Source organism: Leptolyngbya sp. BC1307 (assembly GCF_002286735.1).
Lineage (GTDB): Bacteria > Cyanobacteriota > Cyanobacteriia > Phormidesmidales > Phormidesmidaceae > Phormidesmis.
Genome location: NZ_NRTA01000138.1, coordinates 1 through 1,406, shown reverse-complemented (window position 1 = coordinate 1,406; position 1,406 = coordinate 1). Strand labels below are relative to the sequence as shown.

Here is a 1,406-nt window from a genome sequence, read left to right as displayed (position 1 = left end):
CAGCAATTCTCATTATGAGGTTAGCTAGTGTCAGCAGGCACTTTAAGCTCAAGCCCTCCGAGCATGAAGGTCAGTAGATGATCCCAACTATCAAAGCAAACGTAGCGAGTCAAGGCACGTAGGTCATTGAAAAAGGTCTTTCGGGTCGATAGGTGTGCTCTGAGCAATCGATACTTTGTATCACTCAAAGCTAACAGGGTATGAAAGAGCAGTGCCAGGATGTTCAAGGTGGCAAGGAAGGCAGCTAGCTGGTTTTGCCCATGACCAAAGTTATGCTTAAGGTTGTACCCCTTGGTCTTGAGGGTGTTGTTATGCTCGTTTTCGACCTTCCATCGAGTGCGCCCAGCCGTGACAATCGCTTCAATATTGTCATCTGTAATCAGGTGATTGGTGGCAAAAGCGTTCTGGTAGAGGATTTTGCCCACGGTATTGGTGATGACGAGTTCGCACCAGTTTACGAGCAGCGCATCGCCAGTATCTCTGAGCGGGACTTGGTTGAGATAGCGGTAGGTATAGGTTTTCTCGGTTTTGCCCGTCCACTGTTTCTTCACGACACTCGGCAGCACTATCCCTGCCAAGTGTTCGTAGAGCGTTTTATGTGACTTCGGCAGACAGCTCAAAATGAAGTTGAATTGCTCAGCGAGCAGCAACTCGCACAGCGGCTGACGACAATACAGGTCATCGCCGAGTCCCGTCACCAGCAGGTCTCGATACCGCTTACCGTGTTGTGCAAACCAGCGTTTGGCGGCAGCATTTTCGCAGTCTTGCTTATCGTGACCATCCTGCGGCACCACGAATTCCGGCACTAACGGAATCACTTCACGGCGACCAGGGCAAGCAATCACAGGCGTGACGACCGTGTGAAAATAGCGGGTTTCTCCTGATTTGAGTACCCTAGTCGAGCAGTGCGCACAGTGAATTTTCGTTGAGCTAAAGTACTCAGTGCCATCTAGCGGCATCAGCAAATTATCGGCAAATGACCGAAACGATGACAGATGATGCGTCGCTTCGAGTATCTGAAGAATCTCGTCAAAGACAGGATACAGAGCGGTAGGCGACACCCCATCGAGCAAATCTCGGATGTGATTATCGCTTGGAATTTGATGGACGCCGAACAGCGTTTGAGCATTGCTCAGACCTTTCGTATCAGCCATCTTGCGCTGATGGGCCAGAAACGATGGTGTTTGAGTGAAGAACACGCTGAAGGCACTTAGCCCAGCATCTAACATCTCGTAGCGAGTATTCTTACCTGTGCGTTTGTCCGGTAACGATGACAGCGTCGCTCGAAATGAATTTACTACCGTGGCAAAACTGCCTTGCGTCATCGAGGTAAGCCTCATGCCACAACTCCACAATAGCCTGCTGCCAGGCGATTGAATAGGCATTCCTCATAATGAGAATTGCTG

At 50.1% G+C, this 1,406-nt stretch carries 1 protein-coding gene; it reads right to left on the bottom strand.

Features of this window, described 5'->3' with window-relative positions; translation table 11 throughout:
• Positions 1-20: 20 nt before the first annotated feature.
• Positions 21-1,325 carry an ISNCY family transposase gene (locus CKL79_RS22390; RefSeq protein WP_121971706.1) on the bottom strand — a complete coding sequence of 435 codons (1,305 nt, stop codon included), beginning with the start codon at positions 1,323-1,325 and terminating at the stop codon, positions 21-23.
• Between the last annotated feature and the right edge of the window lie 81 nt (positions 1,326-1,406).

What these genes read in the sequence shown, in the direction of transcription:
- CKL79_RS22390 (WP_121971706.1), bottom strand. Translation starts at nt 1,325, where the DNA reads ATGACGCAAGGCAGTTTTGCCACGGTAGTAAATTCATTTCGAGCGACG.